General features: G+C 49.4%; 25 protein-coding genes and 1 pseudogene. 18 read left to right on the top strand and 8 right to left on the bottom strand.

The window, feature by feature from the left end; genetic code table 11:
• Nucleotides 1-499: 499 nt before the first annotated feature.
• Together ACLR2L_RS05425 and ACLR2L_RS05420 are read left to right on the top strand one after the other, a co-directional pair.
• Nucleotides 500-1117 (top strand): annotated as a pseudogene (locus ACLR2L_RS05425) (SPFH domain-containing protein); the annotation flags it as partial.
• A gap of 5 nt (nucleotides 1118-1122) precedes the next feature.
• The gene (locus tag ACLR2L_RS05420; RefSeq protein ID WP_413366364.1) at nucleotides 1123-1584 is read left to right on the top strand and encodes an NfeD family protein; all 462 of its coding nucleotides are present in this window, start codon (nucleotides 1123-1125) and stop codon (nucleotides 1582-1584) included.
• Between the two features lie 11 nt (nucleotides 1585-1595).
• Here the strand turns inward: ACLR2L_RS05420 and ACLR2L_RS05415 are convergent, their stop codons facing one another.
• On the bottom strand, nucleotides 1596-2939 hold the full coding sequence (locus ACLR2L_RS05415; RefSeq protein ID WP_140961116.1) for an MFS transporter: 1344 nt from the start codon (nucleotides 2937-2939) through the stop codon (nucleotides 1596-1598).
• Between the two features lie 176 nt (nucleotides 2940-3115).
• Here ACLR2L_RS05415 and uvrA point away from each other — a divergent pair, with 176 nt between their 5' ends.
• Genes uvrA through ACLR2L_RS05400 form a run of 3 tightly spaced genes read left to right on the top strand, consistent with a single transcriptional unit; the run spans nucleotide 3116 to nucleotide 7051 of the window.
• Entirely contained in the window at nucleotides 3116-5947 is a 2832-nt protein-coding gene (gene uvrA / locus ACLR2L_RS05410) for an excinuclease ABC subunit UvrA (RefSeq protein ID WP_413366361.1), read from the top strand.
• 1 nt (nucleotide 5948) lies between these two features.
• Nucleotides 5949-6353, top strand: a complete 405-nt coding sequence (locus ACLR2L_RS05405; RefSeq protein ID WP_140961120.1) for an acyl-CoA thioesterase — start codon at nucleotides 5949-5951, stop codon at nucleotides 6351-6353.
• A gap of 5 nt (nucleotides 6354-6358) precedes the next feature.
• Nucleotides 6359-7051 (top strand): 2OG-Fe(II) oxygenase, encoded by a 693-nt coding sequence (locus tag ACLR2L_RS05400; RefSeq protein WP_413366359.1) that lies wholly within the window; start codon nucleotides 6359-6361, stop codon nucleotides 7049-7051.
• Between the two features lie 268 nt (nucleotides 7052-7319).
• Here the strand turns inward: ACLR2L_RS05400 and ACLR2L_RS05395 are convergent, their stop codons facing one another.
• Nucleotides 7320-8606, bottom strand: coding sequence for an ammonium transporter (locus ACLR2L_RS05395; RefSeq protein ID WP_413366357.1), 1287 nt, complete (start codon nucleotides 8604-8606; stop codon nucleotides 7320-7322).
• Between the two features lie 411 nt (nucleotides 8607-9017).
• Between ACLR2L_RS05395 and ACLR2L_RS05390 the strand changes: the two genes are divergently transcribed.
• A complete protein-coding gene (locus tag ACLR2L_RS05390) occupies nucleotides 9018-10646 on the top strand; it encodes a family 43 glycosylhydrolase (RefSeq protein WP_413366355.1) in 1629 nt (542 codons plus the stop codon).
• 21 nt (nucleotides 10647-10667) lie between these two features.
• Here ACLR2L_RS05390 and ACLR2L_RS05385 read toward each other — a convergent pair whose 3' ends face one another.
• From ACLR2L_RS05385 to ACLR2L_RS05370, 4 genes are all read right to left on the bottom strand, one after another.
• Nucleotides 10668-11201 (bottom strand): PH domain-containing protein, encoded by a 534-nt coding sequence (locus tag ACLR2L_RS05385; protein ID WP_413366353.1) that lies wholly within the window; start codon nucleotides 11199-11201, stop codon nucleotides 10668-10670.
• An 80-nt stretch (nucleotides 11202-11281) separates the two neighbouring features.
• Nucleotides 11282-11707 (bottom strand): DUF3299 domain-containing protein, encoded by a 426-nt coding sequence (locus ACLR2L_RS05380; RefSeq protein ID WP_413366351.1) that lies wholly within the window; start codon nucleotides 11705-11707, stop codon nucleotides 11282-11284.
• 128 nt (nucleotides 11708-11835) lie between these two features.
• The gene (gene ppa / locus ACLR2L_RS05375; protein WP_413366349.1) at nucleotides 11836-12369 is read right to left on the bottom strand and encodes an inorganic diphosphatase; all 534 of its coding nucleotides are present in this window, start codon (nucleotides 12367-12369) and stop codon (nucleotides 11836-11838) included.
• A gap of 118 nt (nucleotides 12370-12487) precedes the next feature.
• Nucleotides 12488-13456 (bottom strand): class 1 fructose-bisphosphatase, encoded by a 969-nt coding sequence (locus ACLR2L_RS05370; protein WP_413366347.1) that lies wholly within the window; start codon nucleotides 13454-13456, stop codon nucleotides 12488-12490.
• Between the two features lie 202 nt (nucleotides 13457-13658).
• Here ACLR2L_RS05370 and mpl point away from each other — a divergent pair, with 202 nt between their 5' ends.
• The 3 genes from mpl to ACLR2L_RS05355 are packed head-to-tail and all read left to right on the top strand — an operon-like array spanning nucleotide 13659 to nucleotide 16462.
• Nucleotides 13659-15011 carry a UDP-N-acetylmuramate:L-alanyl-gamma-D-glutamyl-meso-diaminopimelate ligase gene (gene mpl / locus ACLR2L_RS05365; protein WP_413366345.1) on the top strand — a complete coding sequence of 451 codons (1353 nt, stop codon included), beginning with the start codon at nucleotides 13659-13661 and terminating at the stop codon, nucleotides 15009-15011.
• Between the two features lie 11 nt (nucleotides 15012-15022).
• The gene (locus ACLR2L_RS05360; RefSeq protein ID WP_140961133.1) at nucleotides 15023-15643 is read left to right on the top strand and encodes a flavin prenyltransferase UbiX; all 621 of its coding nucleotides are present in this window, start codon (nucleotides 15023-15025) and stop codon (nucleotides 15641-15643) included.
• A gap of 21 nt (nucleotides 15644-15664) precedes the next feature.
• Nucleotides 15665-16462, top strand: coding sequence for a S1/P1 nuclease (locus ACLR2L_RS05355; protein WP_140961134.1), 798 nt, complete (start codon nucleotides 15665-15667; stop codon nucleotides 16460-16462).
• Here the strand turns inward: ACLR2L_RS05355 and rraA are convergent.
• Entirely contained in the window at nucleotides 16459-16944 is a 486-nt protein-coding gene (rraA, locus tag ACLR2L_RS05350) for a ribonuclease E activity regulator RraA (protein WP_140961135.1), read from the bottom strand. The two genes, ACLR2L_RS05355 and rraA, sit on opposite strands and share 4 nt — an antisense overlap.
• Before the next feature lie 196 nt (nucleotides 16945-17140).
• Here rraA and ACLR2L_RS05345 point away from each other — a divergent pair, with 196 nt between their 5' ends.
• From ACLR2L_RS05345 to ACLR2L_RS05310, 8 genes are read left to right on the top strand one after another with little or no spacing between them, the layout of a single operon-like run.
• Entirely contained in the window at nucleotides 17141-17659 is a 519-nt protein-coding gene (locus ACLR2L_RS05345) for a phosphatase PAP2 family protein (RefSeq protein WP_181405237.1), read from the top strand.
• Nucleotide 17660: 1 nt separating this feature from the next.
• Complete coding sequence (locus ACLR2L_RS05340; protein ID WP_413366342.1) at nucleotides 17661-18728, top strand: MJ1255/VC2487 family glycosyltransferase; 1068 nt, start codon at nucleotides 17661-17663, stop codon at nucleotides 18726-18728.
• A 52-nt stretch (nucleotides 18729-18780) separates the two neighbouring features.
• Nucleotides 18781-18933 carry an LPS translocon maturation chaperone LptM gene (gene lptM / locus ACLR2L_RS05335; RefSeq protein WP_219993925.1) on the top strand — a complete coding sequence of 51 codons (153 nt, stop codon included), beginning with the start codon at nucleotides 18781-18783 and terminating at the stop codon, nucleotides 18931-18933.
• Nucleotides 18933-20183, top strand: a complete 1251-nt coding sequence (gene lysA, locus ACLR2L_RS05330) for a diaminopimelate decarboxylase (RefSeq protein WP_413366339.1) — start codon at nucleotides 18933-18935, stop codon at nucleotides 20181-20183. Before lptM ends, lysA begins: the two co-directional genes overlap by 1 nt.
• Before the next feature lie 36 nt (nucleotides 20184-20219).
• On the top strand, nucleotides 20220-21050 hold the full coding sequence (dapF, locus tag ACLR2L_RS05325) for a diaminopimelate epimerase (protein WP_140961138.1): 831 nt from the start codon (nucleotides 20220-20222) through the stop codon (nucleotides 21048-21050).
• The gene (locus ACLR2L_RS05320; RefSeq protein ID WP_413366336.1) at nucleotides 21047-21745 is read left to right on the top strand and encodes a DUF484 family protein; all 699 of its coding nucleotides are present in this window, start codon (nucleotides 21047-21049) and stop codon (nucleotides 21743-21745) included. The genes dapF and ACLR2L_RS05320 overlap by 4 nt, the downstream gene beginning before the upstream one ends.
• The gene (gene xerC, locus ACLR2L_RS05315; RefSeq protein ID WP_413366334.1) at nucleotides 21745-22665 is read left to right on the top strand and encodes a tyrosine recombinase XerC; all 921 of its coding nucleotides are present in this window, start codon (nucleotides 21745-21747) and stop codon (nucleotides 22663-22665) included. Before ACLR2L_RS05320 ends, xerC begins: the two co-directional genes overlap by 1 nt.
• 21 nt (nucleotides 22666-22686) lie before the next feature.
• Entirely contained in the window at nucleotides 22687-23406 is a 720-nt protein-coding gene (locus tag ACLR2L_RS05310) for an HAD-IA family hydrolase (RefSeq protein ID WP_413366332.1), read from the top strand.
• A gap of 144 nt (nucleotides 23407-23550) precedes the next feature.
• Here the strand turns inward: ACLR2L_RS05310 and cysE are convergent, their stop codons facing one another.
• On the bottom strand, nucleotides 23551-24360 hold the full coding sequence (gene cysE / locus ACLR2L_RS05305; protein ID WP_140961142.1) for a serine O-acetyltransferase: 810 nt from the start codon (nucleotides 24358-24360) through the stop codon (nucleotides 23551-23553).
• Between the two features lie 311 nt (nucleotides 24361-24671).
• Between cysE and uvrD the strand changes: the two genes are divergently transcribed.
• Nucleotides 24672-26840, top strand: coding sequence for a DNA helicase II (uvrD, locus tag ACLR2L_RS05300; RefSeq protein WP_413366329.1), 2169 nt, complete (start codon nucleotides 24672-24674; stop codon nucleotides 26838-26840).
• Nucleotides 26841-26848: the final 8 nt, after the last annotated feature.

The following is a 26848-nucleotide window of genomic DNA, read 5'->3' as shown; positions in this document are numbered from 1 at the left end:
TGGTTCAACAATAGAAGACTGCTGAGTTCAATCGGTGATATCCCGCCACTGGAATATGAGGAAAACTATTATCGACAATTAGCCGAAGATACGGCAGCATGACTCAAACAAATCCGCCTCCGAATTTACCGGCGCGATTCAAGATGCTTTGGGGAAACAGTGAAAGCTGCTCACCGACCCATTCTTATTAAAAATAACTAGGAATAAAGGCAGGTAATGAGTTAAGTACCGACCGACTAAACAATGTACATCGTGAGAGGTTTGAAAATTATATTGGTGAACATAGCTGTCACTTTAACAACAAAAATGGCTACTAGTTTTACTGTTAGAAACATCCAACATAATCTGATTGTAGTTGAATTTAGAAGAAATTTTCCCATTTTTTTTCTAAAGCGTAACTGAAAGCCCCTGCCTACATAGTTTTATTATAAATTTCAATGCGTTAATTAATCACCCCTTAGAATAGTGGCGAATTCTAGAAAAAAATTTTAGGAGATAAGGCAATGATGACTACGTGTTTGCGGTGACCCAACTGGCCCAAACCACCATGCGTTCCGAGCTGGGTAAAATGGAGCTGGATAAAACCTTTGAAGAACGCGACCAGTTAAATACCAACATTGTTGCTTCGATTAACGAGGCCAGTGGCCCCTGGGGAATTCAGGTACTGCGTTACGAAATCAAAGACATTGTGCCACCCAATTCTGTAATGGAAGCAATGGAAGCCCAGATGAAAGCAGAGCGTGTTAAACGCGCGCAAATTCTGGAATCAGAAGGCGATCGCCAGGCAGCCATTAACCGCGCAGAAGGTGCCAAACAGTCGGTGGTTCTGGCCGCTGAGGCAGACAAAGCCGAGCAGGTATTAAAAGCCGAGGGTGAAGCCCAAGCCATTTTGGCGGTTGCAGAAGCCCAAGCCGAAGCCTTGCGCAAAGTGGGTGCGGCTGCCGATACCGAAGAAGGTCAAAAAGCCATTCAACTGGATTTGGCAACCAAAGCCATTGAGGCCAAACAAGCGATTGCCCGTGAATCGTCAATTGTACTGCTGCCTGATGGGTCAACCGATGCTGCCAGTATGGTTACACAAGCCATGGCAATCATTAACAAAATGAATAAAGGGTAACGGATATGGATTGGTTATCAGACAATTTGGCCTCTACGCTGGCAGTGATTGGTCTGTTACTGTTGGCCATTGAGATTGCCGTTCTGGGTTTTGCTACTTTTGTGCTGTTATTTGTTGGGATTGCAGCGCTGATCACATCCGGACTATTTTACCTGGATATTGTGCCTGCTACGTATCTGAATGCGTTTATCAGCGTCGGGATCCTTACTGCGGTGTCGGCCGCATTGTTGTATCGCCCGTTACTGCAAATGCAACAGCAGGTAGAGAAAAAGCCCGTCACCAGTGATCTCAATGGCGTTCGTTTTGTCTTAGCGGAAGCCATTGGCCCTGCAGCGGTTACTACCCACGCCTATTCCGGCATTCACTGGACGGTGAAGAGTCAGCTTCCCATTCCAGCAGGAACAGAAGTGGAAGTAGTGAATGTGGAAGTGGGCGTGTTGCATGTTGTGCCTGCCCCAGCGGCCTGATTATGTAATGATCAGGCCCACTGTTTGATAAGCGCGCGGGCCTCTAGTTCGTTAAAGTCGCTATCGACTTTCAGGAACAACAGGCCCTGTTGTGCGTCATATAAGCATTCAATAACGCCGGAATGACGCTCAAGTAATTGCAGTTGAGCTGCTGCAACCTGCACACCATTGTCGAGAGTAAGGGTAACCCGCTTAAACTTGTCGGTAGTGCGCAGCCCCATCATAATAAAGGCCCATAAAATCGCCACCACGATGCCACTGATGTATGCCCCTTGGGCACCAAACTTCGTAGCAATTGAACCTGACACCACGCCACCCAGGAAGGCACCGAAGAACTGGAAACTAGCATAAATCCCCATTGCGGTGCCCTTCTGGCCGGCAGGTGCAATACTGGAGACCAGCGCAGGGAGGTTTGCTTCAAGGTAATTAAAGCCGGTAAAAAACACTACCATAGCGGTAACCACAAACCACCAATTCAACATACCGCTGCCCAGCATGGCAAAAGCAACCAGCAGCATGGCAATGGCCGACATCAGCATACGCCTTGGCGCTTTGCCCCGGCTGCTGCGCATCATGCCACCGAGCAACACAACAGATACCAGCAGTACAGGTAAATACAAAGTCCAGTGACTGTCCAGTTGCATACCTAACGCCACCAGCGACAGTGGGATCTGCACAAATAACAGGGTAATCATCATGTGCAGAAGCATCACGCTTACGTTTAAGCGCCATAACTGCGAAGAGACAAACATAGCCCACACCTGGTCACCGCGTGGCAGGGTTTCAGCGCTAACACGCTGCGGGCTGTCTGGCACCGCCCACTTCACCATGGGCAAGCATGCTAAAGCCAGCACACCGGTTACCCAGAAGATACCGGCAATGCCCCAACTATCGGCAATAATGGGGCCGATCAGTACAGCAAGATAAAACGAAAATCCAATGGCAATACCGATAATCGCCATCACCTTGGCGCGTTGTTGTTCGCGCGCAACGTCTGTTGCCAGCGCCATAATTGCACCGGCAATGGCACCCGCGCCTTGTAGTACACGCCCTGCAATCATCCAGGCCATCGTATCAGCCAGTGCCGCAACCAGACTACCCAGAGCAAACACCGACAGACCAAGCAAAATCACCGGCTTACGCCCCCAGCGATCAGACAACATACCCATTGGGATTTGCAGCGCTGCCTGGGTGAGCCCGTACCCCCCAATGGCAATGCCTACCATCATAGGCGAATAATCAGGAAACTGCGCTGCGGCAACGGCCAGTACTGGCATTACCATAAACAACCCTAACATACGCAATACGTAAACTAGCGCCAGTGTGCAAGCGGCCCGGACTTCTAAAGCATTCAAGGCAGTGGATTCTCTGTTGCTTGGTTAAAATGGGCGCGCAGTGTAGCACATTTTACCACTGTGTACCTACCACCTGCCCTTTGTGTACACCTACTGATCTGATTTCGGTAAAGTGGCATATTCAAGAGGTCGCCGGTTATGGCATACTGTTTCTTTTGTCTCGCAATCAGGTTCGAATGGATAACATAGAAGTTCGCGGTGCCCGCACCCACAATCTGAAAAATATCGATATCACTATTCCCCGTGACAAACTGGTGGTGATCACCGGCTTGTCAGGCTCAGGGAAATCATCTCTGGCGTTCGATACATTATACGCTGAAGGCCAGCGACGTTATGTTGAGTCGTTGTCAGCTTACGCGCGTCAGTTTTTGTCGATGATGGAAAAACCCGATGTTGATCACATTGAGGGGTTGTCTCCAGCGATATCCATTGAGCAAAAATCCACCTCGCACAACCCGCGTTCAACCGTGGGTACGATTACCGAGATCTACGATTATTTGCGTTTAATGTTTGCCCGGGTAGGCACGCCGCGCTGTCCGGAGCACGATGTAGCGCTGGATGCCCAAACCATTTCTCAAATGGTCGATCGCGTACTGGAATTACCGGAAGGCACCAAGCTGATGCTGCTAGCACCAGTAGTGCAAAACCGTAAGGGCGAACACGTTAAAACCCTGCAGTCGCTGGCGGCACAAGGTTACATTAGGGCACGTATCGACGGTGAAGTGTGTGATTTGTCGGATCCACCCGAATTAGATTTGCACAAAAAGCACACCATCGAAGTGGTTATCGACCGCTTTAAAGTACGCGACGACTTGCAACTGCGTCTTGCTGAAAGCTTTGAAACGGCGTTGGCGCTGTCTGCAGGAAATGCCAAAGTAGCGTACATGGACGAACCGGATACGCCGGAAATTATCTTTTCAGCTAACTTTGCCTGTCCGCATTGTGGCTACAGCATTAGTGAACTTGAACCGCGTTTATTCTCGTTCAACAATCCGGCCGGTGCCTGTGGCACTTGTGATGGTCTGGGTACACGCCAGTTTTTCGACCCGTTCAAAGTGGTTACCAATGACGAAATCAGTTTATCTGGCGGCGCCATTCGTGGCTGGGATAAGCGCAGCTACTATTATTTTCAAATGCTACAGGCGGTAGCGGATCATTACGGCTTTAGTCTTACGGTACCCCTTAACGAATTATCCGATGAACACAGAAACATTGTGCTGTTCGGCTCTAAGGGCAAGTCGATAAATTTCCGCTATATCAACGATCGCGGCGATATTATGGAGCGCAAGCATCCATTTGAGGGGATTATCCCCAATATGGAACGCCGTTACCGTGAAACCGAATCCAATACCGTTCGCGAAGAACTCTCCAAGTTCCTGAGCCAGCAACCTTGTAACAGTTGCGGCGGCACGCGCCTGCGCACAGAAGCTCGTCATGTATTCATTGAAGGCACTAACTTACCTGCTATTGCAGATATGTCGATTGCCGGTGCTTACGACTTTTTTGAGCATCTGAATTTGTCGGGTCAACGTGCACAGATAGCCGACAAGATATTAAAAGAAATTCTCGACCGCTTGCGCTTCCTGGTAAACGTGGGTCTGAACTACCTGTCTCTGTCGCGCAGTGCTGATACGCTTTCCGGTGGCGAAGCGCAGCGAATTCGTCTCGCCAGTCAGATTGGAGCGGGCCTTGTCGGGGTGATGTATGTACTCGACGAACCCTCAATTGGTTTGCACCAGCGCGACAACGAACGCTTGCTGAAAACCCTCACCCACCTGCGCGATCTGGGTAATACCGTATTGGTGGTAGAGCACGACGAAGACGCCATTAAAGAAGCCGATTATATTATTGATATTGGCCCTGGCGCGGGTGTGCATGGCGGCCAAATCATTGCCCAGGGCACACTGGAAGACATTCTGAATAACGAAAACTCGCTAACCGGAAAATACTTGTCTGGCCGCGAGAAAATTGAAGTACCTGCCGAGCGCAACAAAGCGAAAGACGGCCAATGGCTGGAATTAACCGGCGCAACGGGCAACAACCTGAAAGACGTGACATTGCGTATCCCGATAGGCGTGATGACCTGTATAACGGGTGTATCGGGCTCGGGTAAATCTACCCTGATCAACGATACCTTCTATCGCATAGCACACCGTGAACTTAACAACGCCACTACCAGTGAGCCAGCGCCGTACAAGTCAATTACCGGCCTGGATAAGCTCGACAAAGTGGTCGATATCGATCAAAGCCCGATTGGACGCACACCGCGCTCAAACCCGGCAACTTACGCTGGCATATTCACACCCATTCGCGAAATGTTCGCCGGCACGCAGGAAGCCCGCTCACGCGGCTACAAGCCTGGCCGCTTTAGTTTCAACGTAAAAGGCGGTCGCTGTGAAGCCTGTCAGGGCGATGGGGTAATAAAAGTTGAGATGCACTTCCTGCCCGACGTATACGTGCCGTGCGATGTCTGTAAAGGCAAGCGCTACAACCGCGAAACGCTGGAAATTAAATACAAGGATAAAAATATTCATCAGGTACTGGAAATGACCGTTGAAGACGCCCGCGAGTTCTTCGACCCGATTCCAGCGATTGCCCGCAAGTTGCAAACCCTGATGGATGTTGGTTTGTCTTACATTCGCTTAGGTCAGGCTGCTACCACGTTATCGGGCGGTGAAGCTCAGCGTGTAAAACTGGCCAAGGAACTGTCTAAACGCGATACCGGCCAAACTCTCTATATTCTGGATGAGCCGACTACGGGTTTGCACTTCCACGATATTAAACAACTGTTGGGTATGCTGCACCGCCTGCGCGATCACGGCAACACTGTAGTAGTCATTGAGCACAACCTGGACGTAATTAAAACCGCCGATTATCTGGTAGATTTAGGACCGGAAGGCGGCTCAGGCGGCGGACAGATCATTGCCGAAGGCACGCCGGAAGACATTGCTGAAAGCCCGGTTTCGCACACTGGCCGTTTCTTAAAACCACTTCTTAAGCAGGTGTAGTATGTTTGAAATGACAACCAATGTGCGTTTCAGCGAAACTGACGGCGCAGGACATGTAGGGAATACCGTTATGGTGGTGTGGTTTGAAGAAGGCCGCACCCCCTTGTTCAAAATGTTTACCCCCTCGCTTGAGCTGGAAAGCTGGCCACTGATACTGGCCAGTTATCAGGTAAATTTTCACGCGCAAATTTTCTATGGCGAACCCGTTACCATTAAAACCTGGGTTAAACGCATAGGAAACAGTTCTTTCGAGGCTTATCAGGAAGCCTGGCAGGGTGGTAAGCGCTGTAACTCTGGCACTACCACCATGGTGCACTACAATTACGAGACACAGAAAACCGCAGCAATCCCCGACAATATCAAAGCCGCATTAAGCGAGCACCTGCTGCCAGAAGGCCACGAGTAAGTAACATGACCACATTCATTGAAGTGATTGATAATGCGTTACCCGCCCAGTTGTGCAGCGACATTATTAATACTTTCGATGCCAGCGGGCAATTAGCGCCGGGGCGCACCGGTGGAGGTGTAGACACCGACAAGAAGCGTTCAATGGATGTGTCTTTTTCACAAAACCCGGAATTTCAGGCCTATCACCAGCAGGTATTTCAGGTATGTGGCAATGCCATTTTTAATTACCTGAAAAAGTACTACTTCGCCATTGTAGGGCCGCTTGGACTTACGCTTCCTGATCCCAATACTGGCCAACCGGTAAAACTCACGTCAGAGAACTTTGAAACTCTGGGATTACCGCAATTGCCGATGTTAATTCAGCACTTGTTCCGATTGGGCGATATCAACACCCAGCGCTACGAAAAAGGCCATGGCGGCTATCCTTACTGGCATTCAGAGGTGTTTCCGCAGGCACCACACAACGAAGCCCTGCACCGCATTCTGCTATTTATGTTTTACCTGAATGACGTAGAAGAAGGCGGCAGTACCGATTTTTATTATCAAAATGTATCGATTCAGCCAAAAGCTGGCCGCATGGTGATCGCCCCTGCCTATTTTACTCACACTCACCGAGGCCAAATCCCGGTTTCAGACAACAAATATATCCTCACCTCCTGGGTGCTGTTTAATCGCGCTGAACAGTTGTATGGTTAGCACTGAGAACCCGACTTTCACTCCACAATCTCAGTCTCACAATCAACAGTACACCGGTATTTATACTTAGAGTTCCAGCCCATCGCTGGGCCGTTTGCCTGTTACCTTTTCCATGCAGAAACATCATATGATGTGATTGCGCTCGGTAATCAAATCAAAAAATGATTTGATTAAACACTCAAAGCTCGGCTCAGAATTAATGCCATCGTCTAAAACAACAATGCACCGGCTAGCGGTGCATTGACGAAAAGGAATAACCACAGCTGAATTACAGGTTGTAACCGCGCTCGTCGTGACTGGAAATATCCAGGCCCTGATGTTCTGTTTCGGTATCCACGCGCAACCCTTTGGTTAACACCGATACCACTTTCAGCAGGATCCATGACACCACCGCGGTGTAAGCAAATACGCTTACAATGCCAATGATTTGCACAGTTACCTGATCACCAATACTGGTGTTGTCGCCACCGAAACCATAGCCGCTGAACAGGCCTAGCTCTGGTGAACAGAATACACCGGCAAGCAGTGTGCCTAAAATACCGCCCACACCATGCACCGGGAATACGTCCAGCGAATCATCGATTTTCCACTTTTGCTTAATCAACACAGTACAGTAGAAGCAAATTACGCCAGCCGTTAAACCGATCACCAGACCCGCTGCCGGACTAACAAATCCCGATGCCGGCGTAATAGTGCCTAACCCCGCAACCATACCGGTTACAATACCCAGTACAGACGGCTTACCATATTTCACCCATTCCAGTGTCATCCACGCCAGCGAACCTGCCGCTGCGCTGATGTGCGTAACCAGCATAGCCATGGACGCGTCACCGTTAGCTGCCACAGCACTCCCGCCGTTGAAGCCAAACCAACCTACCCACAGCATACCTGCACCACCAACGGTCATGGTTAGATTATGTGGAATCATAGACGAGCTGCCATAACCGTTTCGGTTACCAATAACCAGTGCGGCCACCAGCGCACCCACACCTGCCGTAATGTGCACAACCGTACCGCCAGCGAAATCCAGCAGGCCCATTTGCGCTAACCAACCGCCGCCCCACACCCAGTGACACACAGGTAAATACACCAGCACCAGCCACACAAGCGCAAAAATCAGCACGGAAGAAAACTTCATACGCTCAGCAAAGCCCCCTACCATCAGCGCAGGCGTGATAACGGCAAAAGTAAGCTGGAACATAAAGAACAATGGTTCTGGAATAGTACCCGACAAACTGTCTTTGGTTACGCCGTCCAGAAACACCTTAGAGAAATCGCCAATAAAGCTGTTGCCTTCAGTGAAAGCCAGGCTATATCCCGCAATTAACCAAATGAGTGATGCGCCGCATGCAATGGCAAAACACTGCATGAGCACAGACAACACGTTTTTGCTGCGTACCAGGCCACCGTAGAAAAACGATAAGCCTGGCAGGGTCATAAATAACACCAGTGCGGTAGAAGTAAGGATCCAGGCAGTGTCACCACTGTCGGCGGATTCCTGCGCGAATGCCGAGCACGGCAAAAGTAAAGCAACAGCTAAAAGCCAGTTACGCATATTGTTGTCCTGAATTGTAATAATGAGTTTTGGATTTATCTGCCTCTATTCAAGGCTTATTTTATTTCTGTGGGACGTTGTTGCCGAAAACTGTTCAGTGATTCGACAAACCCGGCCCGAGCCGCGCGATGTTAGAATTATTTTTTACGAAGCGTATTTTTAGCAAAAATATACCTGACACACGTATTATTAAAAAGTCTAAATTTATGCATATTTATTCATGATTATGCTTTTTTGGTTGAATACATGCCTGACTGGCCGATATTTCCTGCCTCGCAGCGCCGTTCACAATTTTCGCAAACACACTAACAAATTAAGTAAATGAGAAATGCTGGTGGCTTTTTAAGCTGTGCTATTTCATTGTGCCGACCACAACAGTCTGCAAGTCATCAATCAGGATAGTGAGTGCTTATGTCAACCAGCAGACGTAACCTGTTAAAATCGATTGCCGCTGGCGCCACCATTGCGCCTTTTTCATTATTCGCCGCAGGTAACGCAACAGCAAATTGCCAGCCACCCATGCGTGCCTGGCCACCGGGTGTGGAGGGGCAACGCAAAGCCGATTTAGGTAACGGCACCTTCTTAAATCCCATTGTAAGCGGCGATCATCCCGACCCTACCATTTTAAAAGATGGTGATGATTACTACATGACGTTTTCGTCGTTTTATTCTTATCCTGGATTAATTATCTGGCACTCCAAAGATCTGGTTAACTGGGCACCTGTCGGGCCCGCACTGACCACTTCGCTGGGGGTTATCTGGGCGGTAGATTTATGTAAGCACAATGATCGTTACTTCATCTATATTCCCGCCGATCCGAAAGGTGAAGGCTGGTCGATTTATGCTATCTGGGCAGACAACATCGACGGCCCCTGGAGCGAGCCGGTAAACCTGCATATCGACGGTTGTATCGATCCGGGCCATATCGTAGGTGAAGACGGCAAACGCTATCTCTTTGTGAATGGCATCCGCAAAATCAGATTAACCGACGATGGACTGGCTACCGACGGTAAGCTGGAAATGGCCTACGACCCCTGGCGCTATCCAAGCGACTGGGTAGTCGAAAACTTTGCACCGGAAGGCCCAAAGTTATTCCATCATAACGATTGGTTTTACCTGGTTACCGCCGTTGGTGGCACTGCAGGCCCGGTAACTGGCCATATGGTAATCGCCGCGCGCTCAAAGTCCATTCACGGCCCGTGGGAGCATTGTCCGCACAATCCGCTGGTACGCACCCAATCTGAACAAGAACCCTGGTGGTCGAAAGGACATGCAACGGTTGTACAAGGGCCTGAAGGCGACTGGTGGATGGTGTATCACGGATACGAAAACGGCTTCAGAACACTGGGCCGCCAAACCCTGCTGGAACCCATTGAATGGCGCGATGACGGCTGGTTTTATGCAACCGGCGGCGACTTGTCTAAACCATTACCCAAACCTACGCAAAAGGCGCTCTCAAACGCTGGATTTGCCTTATCCGATGACTTCAGCCAAAACAAATTCGGCATTCAATGGAGTTTTCATGATCCGCGCCCTGAAGAAATGTCGCGTGTACGGTATGGCAACCAAGCACTGCATTTAGCGGCGCATGGCAGTTCACCTGCCAACAGCGCACCTTTAACGTGTCCGGTAAGTGACCGGTCCTATGAAGTGGAAGTTGCCATGCAGTTGTCGGACACCCCCGCTGCGGAAGCAGGTATCCTGTTGTTTTACAATCACAAGGCCTATGTTGGACTGGGTTTTACACAACAAGAGTTAAAACTGTATCAGTATGCTGAAGAACTCAAGTGGGCAGGACGTCCCATTAGCAATCGGGATGTGCGGTTTAAATTAACGAATAATCGCAACGTGGTAACGTATCACTTTTCTTTCGATAACGGTAAAACCTGGCACCTGCATGGCACCAGAATGGAAGTGTCTGGCATGCATCACAATGTTTTCGGAGGATTTTTGAGCCTGAAAGTGGCGCTTTACTGCGTTGGTGAAGGTGAAGTCACGTTACGCGACTTCCAGTATCGGGCCATTCCGGAAACGGCATAAACACAGCAGGTGGCACTGCGATTATTTAGCTGCCACCAGCTTTTCCAGTAAGGCTTCTATGCGTTTTACGCTAGCGGTTAATTCCTCCAACCCGGTATCACCTGCATCGTCTGTTGTCTTACTGGATATTGGTTTGGCGGTCATATTGTCTTTTTGCGTTAATATGGCCTCCCGGAATTCGGCAGCATCAACAATACCAATTAGCGATACCAGCGCTCCAGGCCCTGACTGACCGGCGGTTTCGAAGCTCAGGCGCTGCAAATTGAAAGCACGCATGAGTGGCCCCTGACTCATTGCCACGTCGGTTATTTTTTCCAGCGGGATGGATTTCTCCACCTTAAACAATATACCGCGTTTGACTACCAGCTTGCGCTCGGTAAGCGTAGCCGACATTGCGCTGAGCATTTTACCGCTCACCAACAAAAAAATGGGGATAGAAAGAATCAGTAAAGGGATACCTATTAAGGTAAGTACCGACACCAGTAACCAGCTCATCAGCCAGTATTGTTTTACCGCTGGATTAAATGAGGCGCTTAACAGCACGTTTTCCGACATCAGTTTCTCCCTGAACCTGTAGGTATGAATGCCTGTTATCGCACGAGCAGGTGCAATATGCAACGCACAGCCCCGCCTGATTAATATGCCGTTACAGTTTTACCTTGCATGCTATAACCTGCTGCCGCAATGTCGCCCTCCCAACGCACGGTATTGAATACACCCTCTACCCACACCGCGTCATACAGATTTTCTACCGGCACACCTTCGTCCATTTTGACATACACTATTTGATTCGACGCAGGTGGTGGAACGTGAATACAAGCGCCAAAAAACGGTACCAGTAAAAATTCGGTGGTCAGTTCTGCGGTGCCTTCCAACGGTACAATAAATCCGGGCAATTTCACCCGCTTATTATTATATACCTCTACCACTGGCGCATTAGGCTGTACCTGCGCCATTTTATTGTTGTGATCGGTTTTTCCCGGTGCCAGTTCATTAAAGCCCGCTGGAACTAAATCTTCCCAGTACAATTCGATGGGCTCAGCCGCCGTCGCAGCTCCCATGCCGACACACAACCAAAAGATTGATGAAATCAATTTAAAAGACAACAACTTAACCATGAACATCTCAACAATAAAAAAGGCCCGTTTTCACGAGCCTTCAAACAGATAAGCGCAGCGTGCTTAACGGCTTATTCGCCTGCTTCGTAACGCTTAACGCTGTTTACAATTTCAGCTTTAGCGGCGGCGGCGTCTGCCCAACCGTCAACTTTCACCCATTTGCCAGCTTCAAGATCTTTGTAGTGCTCGAAGAAGTGCTCGATTTGCTTCAATAATAGCGGTTGAACGTCAGTCGTTTCAAACACTTCACGGTACAAAGTAGACAGTTTGTCGATTGGTACAGCCAGTACTTTGGCATCTTTACCTGATTCGTCGGTCATGTTCAGAACGCCGATTGGACGACACTTGATTACTGAGCCAGCCAGCAGAGGGAAAGGCGTAATTACCAGCACGTCAACCGGGTCACCGTCTTCAGACAGCGTGTTTGGCACATAACCGTAGTTAGTTGGGTAGTGCATACAAGTAGCCATGAAACGGTCAACGAAAATTGCACCGGTTTCTTTGTCTACTTCGTATTTCACTGGATCAGCATGTGCTGGGATCTCAATGATTACGTTTACTTCATCAGGCAGTTTCTTGCCTGCAGGTACGGCATTCAAGCTCATGCTTAATTGTCCTTTAGTTAATCAAAAAAAAGTGCGTCAAGTATAAGGCCAACACAACAAAAATAAAAACCCATGTGGCTATTTTCAGCCATACTCATGGGCTATTTTTACTAACCAATTAGTCGTAATAACTCAGGCAGGTCTCAACTTCTTCTTTTGAGCCGAGAATAACCGGTACGCGTTGGTGAATTTCTGTGGGCATCACTTCCATGATTCGACACTCACCGGTAGACGCCAACCCGCCAGCTTGCTCCATCAGGAAGGCCATTGGATTGGCTTCGTATAACAAACGGAGTTTACCAGGCTTGGCCGGATTACGCTTATCGAAGGGGTACATGAAAATACCACCACGACACAGCACACGGTGAATATCGCCTACCATCGCGGCAACCCAGCGCATGTTGTAGTCTTTGCCACGCGGCCCCTCTTCACCGGCCAGCAGGTCGGTGATGTAATTTTGCATCGGCGCTTCCCAGTGACGCTGATTCGACGCATTAATTGCGAATTCAGACGTTTCTGCCGGTACTTTAATATTGGCGCTGGTCAGCAGGAAACCGCCATGGGTTTTATCCAGTGTATATAAATGTGTGCCGCGACCTGTTGTCATGGCCAGCATAGTTGACGGGCCATACAGTACGTAACCAGCGGCAACCATTTGCGTACCAGGCTGCAAAAACGCAGATGGATCGTTTGGTTCCATCCACTGTGGTGCGTGAGCAATCGAAAAAATGGTACCAATCAGGCTGTTAATTTCCGTATTGGATGAGCCATCCAGTGGATCAAAGCTCACCAGGTACTTGCCGTCCGGGTGACATGGCACAACATCATCCTCTTCTTCAGAGGAGATGGCTTTAACATAGCCTGATTCTTTTAGAATATCTTTCAGTATCTGGTTGGAAATCACATCCAGTTTCTTTTGCGTTTCACCCTGAACGTTTTCACTCAGAGTAGAACCCAGTACACCTGCCAGAGCACCCTGGCTAACCCGGAAGGAAATTTCCTTACAGCCTGCCAGCAGGGTTCTGATCAACAGAATGAGTTCAAGCGGTGCGCCGTCTTGTTGCAGTTGAGAGTTAAGTCGTTTCATGATTTGCGTAAGCCTTTTTTATGTGTAGGGTAACTTCGCATTAAACGGGAGGCATAATGCTGGCTCTCTCCGTTGCTGCCTGCCAGCAATCGAGCCTGTATAGATTGTAAACTGACTGGGCCCCGAAAGGAAATCAGATGTTTAGGCAACACCGCAGGCTTCTGTTAAAGTATCCGGATATGAAATTACTGCAGGAAGGTTAATGCAAGTACATATTTTGGGGATTTGTGGCAGCTTTATGGGTGGTATTGCCGCGATTGCTAAATCATTAGGTCATACCGTAACCGGTTCAGACCGCAATGTTTACCCGCCCATGAGCACGCAGTTGGAATCATTGGGCATTACCCTCACAGAAGGCTACGACCCGGCACAGTTTAATCCGGTTGCGGATATGGTGATCATTGGTAACGCCATGTCGCGCGGCAATCCGGCGGTAGAATATGTACTGGATCGCAATCTGCCTTATACCAGCGGGCCGCAATGGTTACTCGACAATCTGCTCACCGAACGTTGGGTGATTGGTGTTTCTGGCACCCACGGGAAAACCACTACATCGTCGATGGTAGCCTGGATACTCGAATACGCAGGCTTGGAACCCGGTTTCCTGATTGGCGGTATTCCCCAGAATTTTGGTATATCAGCCCGTGTAGGCGCCAGCCCCTTCTTTGTTATCGAAGCCGACGAATACGACAGCGCCTTCTTCGACAAACGCTCTAAGTTTGTGCATTACCGTCCTCGCACGCTGGTAATGAACAATCTCGAGTTTGACCATGCGGATATATTTGCCGATTTGGCAGCGATTCAAACCCAGTTTCATCATTTGGTGCGCACCGTACCAGCGACGGGTCTGGTATTATCGCCGCAGCACGATGAAAACCTGCAAACCGTGCTGGCAAGGGGTTGCTGGAGCGAACAACAATACCTTGGCCGCCACTGGCATGCAGAACTGATCAATCAGGATGGTTCGGCATTCTCAGTATTTTATCAGCAGGATAAGGTTGGCGAAGTGCACTGGCAGTTACTTGGCCAGCACAATGTGGATAACGCGCTGATGGCCATCGCAGCGGCTCATCACGCCGGTGTAACGCTACCCGATGCCGTTGGTGCACTAAGTGAATTTGTAAATGTAAAACGCCGTATGGAAATCCGGGGCTGCGTTAAAAATATTACCGTATATGACGACTTTGCGCATCACCCTACCGCCATCGACACCACTATTGACGGACTGCGCCGAAAAGTAGGCAACGCACGTATTTTTGCTGTGTTGGAACCGCGTTCAAACACCATGAAAATGGGCGTGCACAAGCAACAACTCGTGGATTCCTGGCAAGCTGCCGACGAAGTGTTGTTATTTGAACCTGACAATTTAGGCTGGTCATTGTCAGAGTTAGCCAAACAAAGCAGTGCACCGTGTCACGTATTCAGAAGTGTAGACGCCATTATTCACCAGCTCACCACGCAATTACAATCGGGCGATCACGTGCTAATAATGAGTAATGGTGGTTTTGGTGGGATCCATCAGAAGCTGTTGGATGTATTAGCCGGTAAAGCGTAAAAAAGGCCATTATGAAAAAGTCTATCACCCTTGCCATTACAGGCGCGTCAGGCGCACCTTATGCCCTGCGCCTGCTGGAACAACTGGTTGCCGCAGGCTATCAGGAAATCTTTGTATTAATTTCCTCAGCCGCAAAAGTGGTATTTGCTACTGAAGAAGATATGAAGATCCCTGCGCAACCAGACGCTGCCAGTGAGTTCTTTACCCGTCGGTTTAACGCAACACCAGGCCAAATTCGCGTATGCGGTAAAGAGGAATGGTTTGCCCCGGTCGCCTCAGGGTCTGCCGCGCCGAAACAAATGGTGGTATGCCCTTGCTCAACCGGCACCCTGTCGGCAATTTCGATAGGTGCCTGTGATAATCTGATAGAACGCAGCGCCGATGTAGTGCTCAAAGAGCGTGGGCAGCTTATACTGGTACCTCGGGAAATGCCGCTGTCGACGATCCATTTGGAAAATATGCTAAAGCTGTCGAAGATGGGCGCAACCATTATGCCGGCGGCACCGGGTTTCTACCACCAACCCAAACAGATCAGTGATTTGGTTGATTTTGTGGTTGCCAGGATTCTCGATCATCTGGGCGTAGACCAATCATTGATGGCACGCTGGGGTTATCAACCCGATTCAAAATAACAAGTATCAAAGGAAGACAGAATGTTCCAACGCGCTATTTCAAAATCAGCCTCACTGGTGTGCGCAGTCTCTATAGTGATGAGTTTACCTGCATTAGGCTGGGGTCAAACCGGCCACCGTGTCACCGGTGAAATCGCCGAGCGTCATCTTACACCATCAGCAAAGCAACAGATTGAAGCGTTAATTCCCAATGAATCGCTGGCCGAAGCATCCACCTATGCCGACGATATGCGTTCTAATCCGGATGTGTTCTGGCAGAAAACCGCCGGGCCATGGCACTACGTTACTGTGCCCGCCGGAAAACACTACCACGAAGTAGGTGCGCCAGAGCAGGGCGATGCCGCTTCAGCGTTAGCGTCTTTCACCAAAACGCTTAAAGATCCAAAAGCATCAAAGGCCGACAAACAATTAGCGCTGCGTTTTATAGTGCATATTATTGGCGATTTACATCAGCCTTTACACGCAGGTAATGGTACCGACAAAGGCGGCAATGATGTAAAAGTGCGCTTTTTCTGGGAAGACTCAAACCTGCACCGCGTGTGGGATTCGCAAATGCTGGAACAACACGATCTGTCGTTCACTGAATGGACTAACTGGCTGGATCGCAAAATCACAGAACAGGACATCAAGAACTGGTCAACAACAGACCCGGAAGTATGGATTACAGAAAGCACGGTGATTCGGGATACGATTTACCCTGAAGACGCGAATCGTATGTCCTGGGATTATCAGTATGAACATTTGCCTACTGCAAAACAGCGTTTGCAGCAGGCAGGCATTCGAATTGCCGCGTATTTAAACGCAGTATTTGCGGATTAATCGATATCCAGTGGCTCAGGCGATAAAATCACGCCTGTGCTGTCGGCATACAGGTGATCTTCCGGCAGGAAGGTCACCCCGCCAAAGTTTACTGGCACGTCTACTTCACCAATACCTTGTGTCTCAGCATTTACCGGAATGGCATTAATTGCAAAAATGCCGATATCAAAATCTTCAAGAAGATCGACCTCGCGTACACAGCCGTAGCAAACAATCCCTTCCCAGTTATTTTCAACCGCTAACTGAGCGGATTCAGAATCGAGTAACGCACGGCGCAATGAGCCGCCACCATCGATCAATAAGACTTTGCCTTCACCAGGTTCGCTCAGTACGCGGTCGATTAATTCACGGTCTTCAAAACACTTAACCGTGGTTATTTCTCCGCCAAACGAATAGCGACCGCCGTAACTAGTGAACATTGGCTCCACCACATCCACATTATCGGCGAATAAATCACATAACTCAGAAGTGTTGTAGTCCATGGTAATACCTTTATCAGAAACATGCGTGTGTACCGCAAGCATAGCACTGGTGTGACCTTCACAGCTAGGCGTTAAATCAATAAATTGTGTGATTAATTTCGTTATTTGACATTGTCATAAAGGTTTCGCAAAAGTGTCACCCACACTTCACAGAGGCTTTTTAACCTGACACAGTCAACTAACAGGAGCCTTTGGTATGGGCCTGAAAAGCGTCACTAAATACGATACTGTCTTGTTTCACTGGCTGTATGGATTAACGCTGAATCGCGACTGTCGCGCAATCATCTGGTTATCCCGCACCGGCGATGGCTATCTGTATTTAGTCATTGGCCTGGCCCTGATGGGATTTGAGCCTCAATACGGTGAATTATTTCTGTACACTGCGTTAATGGCTTATGGCCTGGAATTACCCGTATACGTTATGTTAAAGCGCGCATTTAAACGACCCAGACCTTGCGACTTTATCAGTAACCTTACCGCACACGTCACCCCTTCTGACAAGTTTAGCCTGCCTTCCGGCCACACAGCGGCGGCCTGGTTAATGGCTGCCATGATTGCGCATTTCTATCCGCCCTTTGCGGTGTTGGCGTATTCCTGGGCCACTTTAATTGGTTTGTCCCGCATTTTACTGGGCGTACATTACCCCACCGACGTTATTGCTGGTGCATTGCTAGGTATCACGATTGCACAGCTGAGTCTGACTATTCTGGTTTAATATGAAAGTGTTATATGGCGTACAAGGCACCGGCAACGGCCACATTGCCCGCGCTCGCATTATGGCGGCAGCCATGGCTGAGCGAAATGATATCGACGTAGATTTTGTCTTTTCGGGTCGCGAGCCCGCTGACTATTTTGATATGGAATGCTTTGGGAACTACCGTACTTTCAGTGGCCTGACGTTTGTTACGTCTAAAGGCAAAGTCAGTCAGTGGCAAACCCTTACACAGGCGAAGCCGTTACAGCTTATTCGCGACATTAAGCAATTTGATGTGTCTGGCTACGATGTCCTGCTCAACGATTTTGAACCCATTACGGCCTGGGCGGCCAAACAACAAGGGCTCACGTCAATATCAGTGAGTCACCAGGCTGCGTTTGCTTATAAAGTACCGCGTGAAGGCGAAAGCTTCAGTGACCGGCTGATTATGCGGGCATTTGCTCCTACCGACATCCAGTTGGGCGTTCACTGGTACCATTTTGATCAACCCATAGTGCCGCCGTTTATTATTGATAAACCTGCCATGCATCCCAGTAAAGCGCATACATTGGTTTACCTGCCATTTGAAGAACTTCGGGACATCCAGCAGTTATTGGAGCCCCTCACCGAACAGCAGTTTGTGTGCTTCCACCCTAAAATCAAAGCGCCGTCTGTGCAGGGTCACATCCAATGGAATCCCCCTTCAAAGCCCAGCTTCCGACAAGCACTGCAACACTGCTCAGGCGTGATCAGTAATGGTGGCTTTGAACTCGCCAGCGAATCACTGCAACTTGGCAAAAAACTGCTGGTTAAGCCTTTGCATGGTCAGTTTGAGCAACTCTCCAATTTACGTACCTTAATTACCCTGGGCCTCTGTCAGCCACTGTATCAACTGGATACCGATACCGTGGAAGAATGGCTGGGTGAACCAGAAAACGAAGGCATTGAATTTCCCACCGATCCCACACCAATGCTCGATTGGCTGGTAGCGGGTAACTGGTCTGATACACGACAACTCTGCAATGCGCTGTGGCAACAGGTTAAATTTGGTCCAAAGACGCGTGAAAGGCTGATGTCGCTTGCATTTTAATTTCGCTCTGCGATGATATCGGCTTCTTTTTCTTTGCTCTGGGAGTTGGCGCGTGACCAAACGTGTTTGTATGCTAGTGGCACTGGTAAGTATGCTGAGTGCCTGTGGATATCGGGGTGCGTTGTATTTGCCCAAAGAAGCCCCTGCTACACCCGCCAATAACGCTGCTCAAGCAACTCCCTCTTCATCCGGAGATGTTCGCTAGTGGATCACTTCAGTTATCAAAATCAAACGCTGCACGCCGAAAATGTCAGTGTAAAAGACCTTGCCAGCCAGTACGGCACGCCACTGTACATATATTCCCGCGCCACACTTGAGCGCCACTGGAAAGCATTTGATGAAGCATTAGGCGACCACCCACACCTGATTTGCTATGCCGTTAAAGCGAACTCAAACATTGGCGTATTAAGTGTGCTAGCCAAACTGGGCTCAGGTTTTGACATCGTATCGGGTGGCGAACTGGCGCGCGTAAAAGCTGCCGGTGGCGACATGAGCAAAGTAGTGTTTTCGGGCGTAGGTAAAACGCCGGAAGAAATCGAATTTGCGCTACAGGAAGGCATTCATTGTTTTAACGTGGAATCGGAGCCGGAACTCCACCGCATCAACGATGTAGCAGGCAAACTGGGCAAACAAGCCCCCATTTCCCTCCGTATTAATCCTGATGTGGATGCGAAAACCCACCCGTATATCTCTACCGGTTTGAAAGCCAACAAATTCGGTATTGCCCGCGAACGCGCCATCGCTGTTTACGAGCTGGCTAACAGCCTGCCACACTTAAATGTAGTGGGTATGGACTGCCACATTGGTTCACAGCTTACCGAAACAGGCCCGTTTGTAGATGCGCTGGAACGCTTGTTATTACTCATCGACGAGCTGGCTGCTAAAGGTATTCATATCAAGCATTTAGACGTAGGTGGTGGTTTAGGCGTAACGTACCGTAACGAAACACCGCCGCATCCACGTGAATACGCTGCCGCGATTGCAGAAAAAATGAAAGGCCGTGAAGCACTCACACTCATTATGGAACCCGGCCGGGCCATCGCAGCGAATGCCGGTATTATGGTAACCAAAGTAGAGTTTGTGAAATCCGGTGTTGAAAAGAACTTTGCCATTGTAGATGCGGCCATGAACGACCTTATCCGCCCTTCATTGTACTCTGCCTGGATGAACATCATTCCGGTTGAAGAAGGTTTAGCGCGCGAAACATACACTTACGACGTTGTAGGACCGGTGTGTGAAACCGGTGATTTTATTGGAAAAGACCGCGAGCTTGCCATCGAAAGTGGCGACTACTTAGCCGTAAGAAGTGCCGGTGCATATGGCTTCGTTATGGCCTCTAACTACAATAGCCGCTGCCGTCCCGCAGAGCTAATGGTGGAAGGAAATACCGTTCATGTTGTGCGTGAACGAGAAAATCTAAAAGATCTCTGGAAAGGAGAGCACAAACTTACGTAAACTAGGGGGAATTCTAATAATTATTGTTGCGCTGAAATGCTGGTAAATTTTTCTAAAATGCACGGGCTGGGTAATGACTTTATGGTCATTGATAACGTTACCCAGAATGTTTTCTTTTCCAAAGAGAAAATTCAGCAACTCGCCGACCGTAATTTTGGTATTGGGTTCGATCAGTTACTAATGGTTGAACCTCCCTACGATCCCGACCAGGATTTTCACTACCGTATTTTTAATGCCGATGGCTCCGAAGTCTCTCAGTGTGGCAACGGTGCCCGTTGTTTCGCCCGTTTTGTAAAATTAAAGGGGCTCATCAACCGCAATAAAATTGTGGTGAGCACCAAAGCAGGTAAGATGATCCTGTACCTCGAAAAAGACGGCCAGGTTACAGTGAATATGGGCATTCCTAACTTCACACCGGCTGAGATACCGCTGAAAGCCAATAAGGAGGAAAAAACCTACCTTATTCGCGCCGACGACAACACGCATTTTTGCGGTGCGGTATCCATGGGTAATCCACATTGCGTGCTGGAAGTAGACAATGTAGATACAGCCGAAGTGGGTACGATTGGCCCTACGTTAGAACGCCACGAGCGCTTTCCTGAAGGCGTTAACGTTGGCTTTATGCAAATTGTGAATGAAGAACATATTCGCCTGCGTGTTTTTGAGCGCGGCGCGGGCGAAACACTGGCTTGTGGCAGCGGCGCATGCGCAGCAGTTGCAATAGGCCAGATTCAGGGTAAATTAGGCAAGGACGTTCGGGTTGATCTGCCCGGCGGCAGTTTACGAATTCGCTGGCAGGGTGCGGGTACCCCGTTAAAAATGACAGGCCCAGCCGAGCATGTATACGACGGAACAATAACTATATGAATGATTTAGCAGGTCAGGGCAATACCTCATTACAGTTCGATACCGAATTTCCGGAAGTCGGCGATGTAACGGCGGAGCAAGTTAGCCAGTACTTAATCGAGAATCCTGATTTCTTCATTCAACACCCCAGCATACTGGAACAATTACAGGTTCCTCATGCTCAAAAAGGCAGCGTTTCGCTGGTAGAAATTCAAAGCGAACAATTGCGTAAGAAAGTGCGTTTGCTTAATTACAAACTCACTCAGCTAATTAGCATTGCCAAGCAAAATGAAAAAATATACCGCGCCTATGCCGACTTAAACCTCCGGTTATTAACCTGTCACACCCTGGCCGATATCTTATTAGCTCTACAGGAAACCCTGCAGGAAGACCTTGGCCTGGCCACGGTTGAATTTAAATCATTCAAAGGCCCCAACGCTTTGCCAGAACTGCAACGCCGTTTGTTTCTGGAAAAACGCTTTAAAGACTCACCGTATTTCTTTGGCCGCCTGAGTGAGCACGAACGCCAGTTAATGTTTGGTGGTCAGGTAGCAGAATCTGCCGCACTGATCCTGTTGGGCAATCTTCGCGACATGGGTATTCTGGCTGTTGGCAGTCGCAATGCTGATCATTTCACACCGGATATGGATACACTGCTGCTGAATCAACTTCGCGAAGTGCTCAATTACGTTTTACCTACCAAACTGCCCTACTAATGCGCAAAGAAGCCGCAGTGCCTGACCTGCAGCTTGCTCCCGATTGCGCGCACTGGTTGCAGAAATTTCTGGCATTTTTGCGCTATGAGCGCGGCCTGTCGTCTCATACACTCAGTAACTATCAGCGCCAGCTGACTCAGGTAGCACTCTCTCTGGATCTGCAACACTGGCAGGCACTCACCCAATCCAAAGTGAAACAGGCACTGGCAAGCGCGCGAAAGCAACACTTACATCCACGCAGCATTGCACTGCGACTCTCAGCATTAAGGACGTTCAGCAACTACCTTATGCAGCAGGGTGTGTTAGATAGCGACCCGGTAGACGGCGTTTCCGCACCCAAGGCTGATAAACCCTTACCAAAGCAACTCTCGGTAGACGATATGGCCGTGTTGCTCAATGAAGATGAAGACGAAGACCTGCTGATCCGCGATCAGGCAATGTTTGAACTCATGTACGGCTGTGGTTTGCGTTTGAGTGAACTGACCTCTCTCAATGTATTCGATTTCACCCGTGATCATCAGGTACGCGTTACTGGTAAAGGCAACAAGCAGCGCATGTTGCCAGTGGGACGAAAAGCCCGCGAAGCCGTTGCCAGGTGGCTACCTGTGCGCCGCAACTGGCTGACTACAGAAACCTCAGCGCTGTTTATCAGCAAACGGCAAAATCGCATATCAAACCGTCAGGTAGCCAACCGGTTGAACGAAATGGCCAAGCGCCAGGCTATGGGACAAGGCGTAAATCCACACAAGTTGCGCCATTCTTTTGCAACGCACGTATTAGAGTCGAGCGGCGATTTGCGGGCTGTACAGGAGTTGTTGGGGCACGCCAATTTATCCACCACTCAGGTCTATACGCATCTGGATTTCCAGCATCTGGCCAAGGTATACGATAACGCGCATCCGCGGGCGCGCAAAAAGTAGTTTTTTATTCTGGAGTTTGTAATGCAATGTTATCGTCCGATCTATCCGGTTAAAGCCTTTACGTTTGATCTTGACGACACCCTTTACGATAACGAACCCGTTATCCGTCACGCCGACGCCGAACTGAATAAAAAAATTCATCAGCGCTACCCGGCACTGCGTTCAATGACGAACGACGATTGGTTTGCCATTAAAAAAGCACTGATAAACAACAATCCAAAGCTGGCATCGGACATGGGTAAACTGCGCTGGCAAACCCTGTTTACCGCTCTGGGAAAAACGGGTCTACCGGACGACGAACGCGCCCAGGCAGCAAGTGAATTGTTTGACTTTTTCTACGCCGTACGCAGTGACTTCGAGGTTGCGCCAGGTGTTAAAGCCGTAATGCAAAAGCTCGCAAACAAGGTCCCGTTGGTGGCTATAACCAATGGCAATGTGGATACCCATAAGATAGGCCTGGCACCGTATTTCAGTTTAACCTTACACGCCAGTGTAACCCGTCCCCGCAAGCCTTATCCTGATATGTTCGAGGAAGCCATAGCATACCTTTCCCTGCCATCGCAGCAGATCATGCACGTAGGCGACAATCTGATTAAAGATGTCCTGGGAGCGCATCGGACAGGCATGCAAACCTCGTGGTTGGCCTGTAATCGTAAAATGGATTTGCGCTCGGAAAAACTGGCTGTGTTACCAGGCATTCAATTGTCGTATCTGGACGAATTATTAACGCTGGTTGAGTAATTCCCGCTTTCCCGGCATTGCAAATCAACGTTCGGGACCTCAACAACTCACGTCTTCCCGGAATGGCAAAGCAACGTTCGGGACCTAAACAACTCACGTCTTCCCGGAATGGCGAAGCAATGTCCGGGACCTCATTAGCTGCGCCTAATCAACAGGCTGATTATCTTCCAGTACGTTCTGTTGCATGGAGTCGCACGGGCGGCTACAACAGGGTCGGCCCACCACTTTGGCAGGTACACCTACCACTGTAACGTGCGGAGGTACATCATTGAGCACAACGCTTCCGGCGCCCACTTTAGACCCTTCGCCAATCTCAATATTGCCGAGGATTTTCGCGCCGGAGCCCAGCATTACGCCCTGACGGATTTTTGGGTGACGGTCACCGCTTTCGTTACCGGTACCACCCAGCGTTACGTTTTGCAGTATCGACACATTGTCTTCTATCACTGCCGTTTCGCCTACCACAATGCCGGTTGCATGGTCGAACATCACGCCTTTGCCAATCGTGGCAGCGGGGTGAATATCTACCGCGAAGGCCTCAGAATTGCGACTTTGCAGGAATAACGCTAGCTGATAGCGTTTGTGTTGCCATAAATAATGCGCCAGACGATGCACTTGAACCGACTGAAATCCCTTAAAGTGAATTAGCACAGTAAGGTAATCCTTTACCGCTGGATCGCGATTAAATATCGCCCGGATATCTTCAATGGCGGCATCAACAATGGCCGGTTCAAGCAAATAGGCTTCGTCAAACACTTCGCGAATCGCCAGTGCGGGCATCACATCGTCGGCCATTTTATTCGATAAAATAAAGCTCAGCGACGACTCAAAATTATGGTGGGTGAGAATACAGGCATGAATAAAGCTCGCCAACAGCGGTTCCTGCTCAACAATACGTTTGGCTTCCTGCTTTAGCGTAAGCCAGAAATCGGTTGTTGCGGTCATTGCTTGCATATTACTTTCCCAATGTTTAAAAGCGGACAAAATACCGGATAACCCCGCGAAGATAGTAACTGTTACTTAAATTTCAAGTACACCAACCCATCACAAGCGATAAACCGCGTGGTTTTCTGCTCATTTAATGGCTAACTACATTGAATACGCGTGAGCATATCATAAAGATGACTATATTTTCACCGTGTTGTAGTGATAACAATTGCCTAACCGCGTTATTCACGAAGGCATTAAGGTTTATCGCACAACGCATTAATGGCATACTCTCATCATTAACTAACCCCTGAATAAAAATACAGGCATTTTTCTCTATGGATGTCTCCGAGTTACTCGACGAATTAAACGATAAACAACGCGAAGCCGTTGCCGCGCCATTGTCTAACAGCCTGATCCTGGCGGGTGCCGGCAGTGGTAAAACCCGTGTACTGGTGCACCGTATTGCCTGGCTAATGCAAGTCGAGAACATCGCACCCTACAGTATTTTAGCGGTCACCTTCACCAACAAGGCAGCCAAAGAAATGCGCGGGCGCATTGAAAGCCTGATGGGGCGTCCGCTCAATACCATGTGGATTGGTACCTTCCACGGCTTGGCTCACCGTTTATTGCGCGCACATTATGCCGAAGCGAACCTGCCAGAGAACTTTCAGATCCTCGACTCCGATGATCAATACCGTTTGGTGCGCCGTGTTCTAAAAGCCATGAATCTGGATGAGAAGCACTGGGCACCACGGCAAATTCAGTGGTATATCAACGGCAATAAAGACGAAGGCCTGCGGCCGCAGCATATCGAAACCCATGGCGACCACACGCAGCAAAAAATGCGGGATATTTATGCCGCTTACCAGGACGCCTGCGACCGTTCAGGGTTAGTCGATTTCGCAGAGCTGTTGCTGCGTGCCCACGAATTATGGGTAAAGAACCCGGACTTACTGAGCCACTATCAGCGCCGATTCCGAGCGGTATTGGTAGACGAATTCCAGGATACCAACAACATTCAGTACGCCTGGCTGCGCCTGCTTTGCGGTCACGACAACAATATTATGATTGTAGGCGACGACGACCAGTCCATTTACGGCTGGCGCGGCGCCAATGTAAACAATATTCAGCACTTCCTGCGCGACTTTAACGATGCTGCAACTATTCGTCTGGAACAAAACTATCGCTCAACCGGTACCATTCTCAAAGCAGCCAATGCGGTTATCGAACACAACCAGGGGCGCCTGGGTAAAGAGCTATGGACAGAGGGAGACAGCGGCGAACCCATTTCCATTTATGCCGGCTTTAATGAACTGGACGAAGCGCGGTTTATTATTTCGCAAATAGCAGACTGGCATAACCAGGGCAATCAATTGCGCGAGAGTGCCATTTTATACCGCAACAATGCCCAGTCCCGGGTACTTGAGGAAGCGTTATTACATCAGGGGCTGCCATACCGGATTTACGGTGGTTTGCGATTTTTCGAACGCCAGGAAATCAAAGACGCCCTGGGTTACATGCGACTGGTGAGCCACGCCCATGACGATGCGGCATTTGAGCGGGTTGTGAATACGCCAAGCCGGGGACTGGGTGAACGCACCCTCGCCACTATTCGCGAACACGCCAGAATTCAAAACTGTTCAATGTGGCAGGCCAGTCTGAAGTTGCTTCAGGAAAAAGCGCTGACTGGGCGGGCTGCTAACGCACTTCAGCAGTTCATAAATCTGATCACATCCATGGACGAAGCCTGCGCCGAACTGCCACTGGAAGAACAAGCCGCATACGCGTTCAAACAGTCGGGCTTGTACGCCATGTACCAGGCTGAAAAGGGTGAAAAGGCCCAGGCAAGACTGGAAAACTTAGAAGAACTGGTAACCGCCTGTAAGCAATTTGTGGTGCCGGAAGAAGCCGATGAAATGACACCATTAGCAGCCTTCTTGGCGCATGCCTCTTTGGAAGCAGGTGAAACTCAGGCAAGCGGCGAACAGGACGCAGTGCAACTGATGACTATCCACACCGCCAAAGGGTTGGAATTTCCGCTGGTGTTTATGGCCGGAGTAGAGGAAGGCATGTTCCCCAGCCAGATGACTAACGAAGAGCCCGGTCGCATGGAAGAAGAACGCCGTCTTTGTTACGTAGGCATGACCCGGGCGATGAAAAAACTCTTCATGACCTACGCTGAAATGCGCCGCCTGTATGGCCAGGAAAAATACCACACAGCGTCGCGCTTTTTGCGCGAAATCCCGGTGAACTGTGTTGAAGAAATTCGCCTTAAAACCACTGTATCACGGCCCGTGCCCAATCGCTTCAGCCGCGCCGTGTCTCACGAAAGTTTCGAGCAAAGCGGGTTCTCGTTAGGGCAGCGCGTAAGACATCGCAAGTTTGGTGAAGGAGTTGTGCTAAACTATGAAGGGAGCGGGGATCATGCCCGTGTTCAGGTTAATTTTGACGAGTTTGGCAGTAAGTGGCTGGTGTTAAGTTTCGCGAAACTTGAACCTGCATGAGGGTTTGT

It is taken from the genome of Alteromonas sp. AMM-1 (assembly GCF_047290655.1).
Classification (GTDB): Bacteria; Pseudomonadota; Gammaproteobacteria; order Enterobacterales; family Alteromonadaceae; genus Alteromonas; species Alteromonas mangrovi.
Note: the sequence above shows the minus strand (reverse complement) of the source record. Positions and strands in the feature narration are given on the sequence as shown.

Bases quoted from the DNA above. Each gene is read 5' to 3' on its own strand.
- ACLR2L_RS05420 (WP_413366364.1), top strand. From the start codon at position 1,123: ATGGATTGGTTATCAGACAATTTGGCCTCTACGCTGGCAGTGATTGGT.
- uvrA (WP_413366361.1), top strand. From the start codon at position 3,116: ATGGATAACATAGAAGTTCGCGGTGCCCGCACCCACAATCTGAAAAAT.
- ACLR2L_RS05405 (WP_140961120.1), top strand. From the start codon at position 5,949: ATGTTTGAAATGACAACCAATGTGCGTTTCAGCGAAACTGACGGCGCA.
- ACLR2L_RS05400 (WP_413366359.1), top strand. From the start codon at position 6,359: ATGACCACATTCATTGAAGTGATTGATAATGCGTTACCCGCCCAGTTG.
- ACLR2L_RS05395 (WP_413366357.1), bottom strand. From the start codon at position 8,606: ATGCGTAACTGGCTTTTAGCTGTTGCTTTACTTTTGCCGTGCTCGGCA.
- ACLR2L_RS05390 (WP_413366355.1), top strand. From the start codon at position 9,018: ATGTCAACCAGCAGACGTAACCTGTTAAAATCGATTGCCGCTGGCGCC.
- ACLR2L_RS05385 (WP_413366353.1), bottom strand. From the start codon at position 11,201: ATGTCGGAAAACGTGCTGTTAAGCGCCTCATTTAATCCAGCGGTAAAA.
- ACLR2L_RS05380 (WP_413366351.1), bottom strand. From the start codon at position 11,707: ATGGGAGCTGCGACGGCGGCTGAGCCCATCGAATTGTACTGGGAAGAT.
- ppa (WP_413366349.1), bottom strand. From the start codon at position 12,369: ATGAGCTTGAATGCCGTACCTGCAGGCAAGAAACTGCCTGATGAAGTA.
- ACLR2L_RS05370 (WP_413366347.1), bottom strand. From the start codon at position 13,456: ATGAAACGACTTAACTCTCAACTGCAACAAGACGGCGCACCGCTTGAA.
- mpl (WP_413366345.1), top strand. From the start codon at position 13,659: ATGCAAGTACATATTTTGGGGATTTGTGGCAGCTTTATGGGTGGTATT.
- ACLR2L_RS05360 (WP_140961133.1), top strand. From the start codon at position 15,023: ATGAAAAAGTCTATCACCCTTGCCATTACAGGCGCGTCAGGCGCACCT.
- ACLR2L_RS05355 (WP_140961134.1), top strand. From the start codon at position 15,665: ATGTTCCAACGCGCTATTTCAAAATCAGCCTCACTGGTGTGCGCAGTC.
- rraA (WP_140961135.1), bottom strand. From the start codon at position 16,944: ATGGACTACAACACTTCTGAGTTATGTGATTTATTCGCCGATAATGTG.
- ACLR2L_RS05345 (WP_181405237.1), top strand. From the start codon at position 17,141: ATGGGCCTGAAAAGCGTCACTAAATACGATACTGTCTTGTTTCACTGG.
- ACLR2L_RS05340 (WP_413366342.1), top strand. From the start codon at position 17,661: ATGAAAGTGTTATATGGCGTACAAGGCACCGGCAACGGCCACATTGCC.
- dapF (WP_140961138.1), top strand. From the start codon at position 20,220: ATGCTGGTAAATTTTTCTAAAATGCACGGGCTGGGTAATGACTTTATG.
- ACLR2L_RS05320 (WP_413366336.1), top strand. From the start codon at position 21,047: ATGAATGATTTAGCAGGTCAGGGCAATACCTCATTACAGTTCGATACC.
- xerC (WP_413366334.1), top strand. From the start codon at position 21,745: ATGCGCAAAGAAGCCGCAGTGCCTGACCTGCAGCTTGCTCCCGATTGC.
- ACLR2L_RS05310 (WP_413366332.1), top strand. From the start codon at position 22,687: ATGCAATGTTATCGTCCGATCTATCCGGTTAAAGCCTTTACGTTTGAT.
- cysE (WP_140961142.1), bottom strand. From the start codon at position 24,360: ATGCAAGCAATGACCGCAACAACCGATTTCTGGCTTACGCTAAAGCAG.
- uvrD (WP_413366329.1), top strand. From the start codon at position 24,672: ATGGATGTCTCCGAGTTACTCGACGAATTAAACGATAAACAACGCGAA.